Annotated in this window: 4 protein-coding genes and 3 tRNA genes; 2 read left to right on the top strand and 5 right to left on the bottom strand. The window is 61.7% G+C overall.

Annotation, left to right across the window (positions count from 1 at the left end; translation table 11 throughout):
• Positions 1 to 4: 4 nt before the first annotated feature.
• From QKE30_RS10665 to QKE30_RS10655, 3 genes are all read right to left on the bottom strand, one after another.
• A tRNA-Arg gene (locus QKE30_RS10665) sits at positions 5 to 77 on the bottom strand.
• A gap of 452 nt (positions 78 to 529) precedes the next feature.
• Positions 530 to 602 (bottom strand) — tRNA-Arg (locus tag QKE30_RS10660).
• Positions 603 to 769: 167 nt separating this feature from the next.
• A tRNA-Ser gene (locus QKE30_RS10655) sits at positions 770 to 854 on the bottom strand.
• Positions 855 to 998: 144 nt separating this feature from the next.
• Here QKE30_RS10655 and QKE30_RS10650 point away from each other — a divergent pair.
• Together QKE30_RS10650 and QKE30_RS10645 are read left to right on the top strand one after the other, a co-directional pair.
• Positions 999 to 2,135 carry a histidinol-phosphate transaminase gene (locus QKE30_RS10650; protein ID WP_347934771.1) on the top strand — a complete coding sequence of 379 codons (1,137 nt, stop codon included), beginning with the start codon at positions 999 to 1,001 and terminating at the stop codon, positions 2,133 to 2,135.
• Between the two features lie 164 nt (positions 2,136 to 2,299).
• A complete protein-coding gene (locus tag QKE30_RS10645) occupies positions 2,300 to 2,908 on the top strand; it encodes a hypothetical protein (RefSeq protein ID WP_347934770.1) in 609 nt (202 codons plus the stop codon).
• Positions 2,909 to 3,079: 171 nt separating this feature from the next.
• On the opposite strand, the gene QKE30_RS10640 is transcribed toward QKE30_RS10645, so the two are convergent.
• Positions 3,080 to 3,226, bottom strand: a complete 147-nt coding sequence (locus QKE30_RS10640; RefSeq protein ID WP_192816908.1) for a hypothetical protein — start codon at positions 3,224 to 3,226, stop codon at positions 3,080 to 3,082.
• Between the two features lie 41 nt (positions 3,227 to 3,267).
• A partial coding sequence (locus QKE30_RS10635; protein WP_347934769.1) for a DUF5979 domain-containing protein occupies positions 3,268 to 4,105 on the bottom strand: 838 nt, incomplete at its 5' end.

Genomic DNA, 4,105 nt, shown 5'->3' with positions numbered 1-4,105 from the left:
TCTGTGCGCCCGGAGGGATTCGAACCCCCAACCTTCTGATCCGTAGTCAGATGCTCTATCCGTTGAGCTACGGGCGCATCACCGCTGCCCCAAAGGGCATCGATTAGGTCTGCAAGGTTTCCCTTGCAACGCAGATTAACTTTACACACCGGGGGAGCAAAACAACAAATCCCCACTTCACCAGCGGAAATGAAACCACGGCCGCCACGGGAAATAGGTAGCACCCAGGACCGTCACGGGAATGAAGTAGTTCGCGTGACCGCCATGGGGACGAGGCAGTGCACCATGGACGGAACGGAGGAGGTCTACAGACCCGGCGCGCGACGCGCGCCAGAGGCCTCAGCGGCCGAAGTGTGCGCTGTGCGGAGGCGCTCGCTAACGCGACCGCCACTGTCGGCCCCACATCGCCTGCGGCGCCCATGCTCCCGCGTGCGTGTGCACGCGGTACGCACACATGCCAACCGCCCAGCATTCGAGCACAAAGAAACCCCCGCAGCCGGCGTAAACCGCCAGCCACAGGGGAAAACGGTGCGCCCGGAGGGATTCGAACCCCCAACCTTCTGATCCGTAGTCAGATGCTCTATCCGTTGAGCTACGGGCGCTTGGAAACTTCGACAAAGTGCTTCACGCCGGCACGATCCCAGCGGACCACCACAGGCGCACCACACGCCCCACAACACTGTCCGCAGCTGTTAGCCCCGGAACCTCACCACAAGTAACCGGGCAGCTTTGTGGGCAGCTCTGGCGCTGACGCACTCTGTCGAAGTTGCGGAGGCGACAGGATTTGAACCTGCGGTCCCCTAAGGGACAACTCCTTAGCAGGGAGCCCCATTCGGCCGCTCTGGCACGCCTCCGAACGTCGTATCGCAGCACTGTTTCCAGATGCCACAATCTCGACCGAACTTAGACTACACAACCTGCCTACCTTCCCCAAAATCCCGCCCACTTCCTGAAACCTCCCCGCAGCCCTGTCTCCGGCGCCCACTACACTGTGCAGTATGATTCGCCCCGATCTTTCTTCCCTGCCCGCATACGCCCCCGGCTCCACCCAGCCGGGCGCGCTGAAGTTGGCTTCCAACGAGTCTTCGCTGTCGCTGTTGCCTTCTGTTAGTGCTGTTATTAATGACGCCACCTCAAACCTCAACCGCTACCCCGACATGGCTTCGGGCGCGTTGCGTGGGAAGCTCGCGCAGTGGTTGGGCGTGGACCTCGACGATGTCGCCGTGGGTAATGGCAGTTCCGCCCTGTGCCAGCAGTTGGTGCAGGCCACCTGCAAGGACGGCGATGAGGTTGTGTACGCCTGGCGGTCGTTCGAGGCATATCCAATCCTGTGCAAGATCGCCGGTGCGGCTGGGGTGGGTGTTCCACTGAAGAGTGGGCGTCATGACCTAAAGGCAATGAGCGACGCGATCGGCGAGCGTACGCGCTTGGTTTTTGTGTGCAACCCAAATAATCCGACGGGCACGACGGTGAGCCGCGACGAGTTCCGTGAGTTTATGGGGCGCGTGCCTGCGGATGTGACGGTTGTGCTGGATGAGGCGTATGTGGAGTACAACCGGGATGCGGAGTCTCCGGTGGCGCTGGAGGAGCTGCAGCGCTACCCAAACCTGGCGGTCTGCCGGACGTTCTCGAAGGCATATGGGCTGGCAGGGCTGCGGCTGGGATACCTGATCGGGCCGGCGGAGCTGGTGGAGGCCGTGAATAAGGTGGGGATTCCTTTCGGTGTGAATGCCCTGGCGCAGGCGGCGGGGATCGCGAGCGTGCAGGCGCAGGGCGAGCTGGCCGCGCGTGTGGACGCGACGGTGACGGAGCGCGAGCGGGTGGAGGCGTATTTGGCGGGGGTTGCTCCGACTGGCGCCGACGGGGGCGAGGCCGAGGGCATCGGCGCCAACGAAGCCGCGGCAGGCGAGCCACTGACGTACCCGTCGCAGGCGAATTTTGTGTGGCTGAACGTGGGCGAGCGCGCGGAGGCGCTGGACGAGGCTCTGAAGCGCGAGGGTGTCATCGCGCGGTGTTTCGCGGGCGAGGGCGTGCGCGTGACGGTGACAACGGCGGAGGAGACGGATGTGCTGCTCCGCGCGCTGGATCGGGCCTTGCCGGCCGCTGGGCTGGTTAACTCCACGCAGGCCGACTAGAGCCGTGCATCCGGAGGATCCGACGCACATCCCCGCCGTGGTGGAGCGCCTGCGCGCGGCGTGGGAGGCTCAGCCTTCGGTGCCGTTTGCGCAGTTGTGGGCTCAGTTAGAATCGTTGGGCGTAGGCTTCAACGCCACCGACGCGGAGCTGGTGGAGGCGTGCGATGAGGCTGTTGCGTCGTCACCCTTATTCTTTCGCCCCAGTGCTGTCAGGGGCGCTTTCTGACGTACCTAGTGACGCCCCTTCGGCCTCCCCTGCCCCTCGCACTGTGGTGGTGGAGACGGCCGCCTCGGGGCCGTTGGTAACGCTTTCCGTGGAGCCGGAGGAGCCGCTGGGGTGGGCAGTTGTGCGTGGCCGGCGTGCGGGGGTTCAGCCGGTGGTGTGGCGTTTTCAGGCGGTGCGGGCGTGCCGAGCGGGGGCTCCTTTGGTGGTGGAGGATGCGGAGGGGTTTGTGCATCGTCTGGGCGTGGTGGAGCGCCTGACGGCTGCGGGGTTTGCGGTGGCGCCGGGTCAGAATGCGGCTGCGCTGGAGGGATTGCGCCGCGCGGAGTTGGGGGATCGGGAGTTTGTGGTGCGTTTTGAGGATGATTCGTGGGCGTTGGTGGGGCACGCTTTGTGGTGGTTTCAGGTGGGGCGCCGGGCGGTGGATGCGCGGCGGTTGAAGTGGGTGGAGTGTGTGTCTGGAATGCCAGGAGCCCCGCTCCTGGTGCGTACACCGGGAGCGGGGCTCGAGGAGTTGCCGCTGGTCGCGGAGGTTTTCCGCGCCAGCTAGGGAAGTAGCTAGCCCTGGTGGGCTAGCTGTGGCTCCGGGAAGCGGCTCATTCCTAGAGTCCGCCTCTGGACCATTGTAGGAGGAACCCGGTAGTGACCCCCACCACCCTCGCCTCAGAGAGCCTCAACAAACCCTAGGGCGGGTGGGGATCACTACCGGGAACAGTACTGACTAACTTGAGCCGATGATAAAACGCTCAAGGCCTGTGCCAGCAATCAGGTCATACAGGCGAATCAGCAATCCTCCGATTCCATCGAGAACAGCAGATCCAGTAGTAGAGATCTCGGGGATCTCAATCAGCAATGGAAGAATAAGCATTTCAACTCCTTTCTACATGTTATGTACTTGGTGATGATCCCTTAGGAAAGCTTGCGGCGGCGCAGAATCATCAATGCGATACCGGCAAGACTCATAGCCAGCGCAACAATCAGAACTCCACCAACGTTGGCACCGGTCATCGCGAGGAGTCCGCCTCGGCTATCCTCATTACCTTGCGAGGAATCAGTCGATCCCTTGGAAGGTTCCTCTTCGCGAGTGCTGCTACCTGGGGTTTCCGTACCTGGGGTGGAGCCACCCGGGGTGCTACCCCCCGGGGCTGGGGGAACAACACTGGATCCCGGGGGAGTGCCAGATCCGCCAAACGGAGGCAGTGGGATGGGCAACGGGATAATAATGAGCCCCTTACCACCGGTTTTGTTCTCTAGATCAACCTGTACAGGCTCGCCAGCCTTACCCTTCAGCGTCAAGATAGCCTTGTTTGGATCATTCTCATCCTGAACAACGTCGTTCGGGCCATCTACAGTCCAGTTGATACCGGTCCACTTCAGATTCTCGGAGTCTTCCGACGCAGATACCTTCTCAGTGCGCTCTACCAGGGTAATTTCCTTGTTGAGCGGCAAACCTTCCAGGTTTACGGAACCGTCCTTCTTAACCTCAACAACGCGCTGCTGCTGATTGCCCTCGTCATCCATCCAGGTAGCTTCAACCTGGAAAACATGATCGTCGTCAACCTTGAATGCCGCAGGCCCAGTTACCTTCTTGGTGAGCGTTACGTCGGTCGACGGAACCATCCTGTTCTGGATCTTCCCTTCAGCGACCTGCTCCGAAGTTACGACTGCTTCTTGACCGTCGGGGTACTTAACATTCCAGGTAGTTCCTTCTACCTTAGGGAGAGAATCGGTAGACTCTTCGTACTTT

The sequence above is a fragment of the Corynebacterium sp. c24Ua_83 genome (genome assembly GCF_039907245.1).
Lineage (GTDB): Bacteria > Actinomycetota > Actinomycetes > Mycobacteriales > Mycobacteriaceae > Corynebacterium.
The sequence above is the reverse complement of the archived record's forward strand: the minus strand, read 5'-3'. Positions and strand labels throughout refer to the sequence as shown.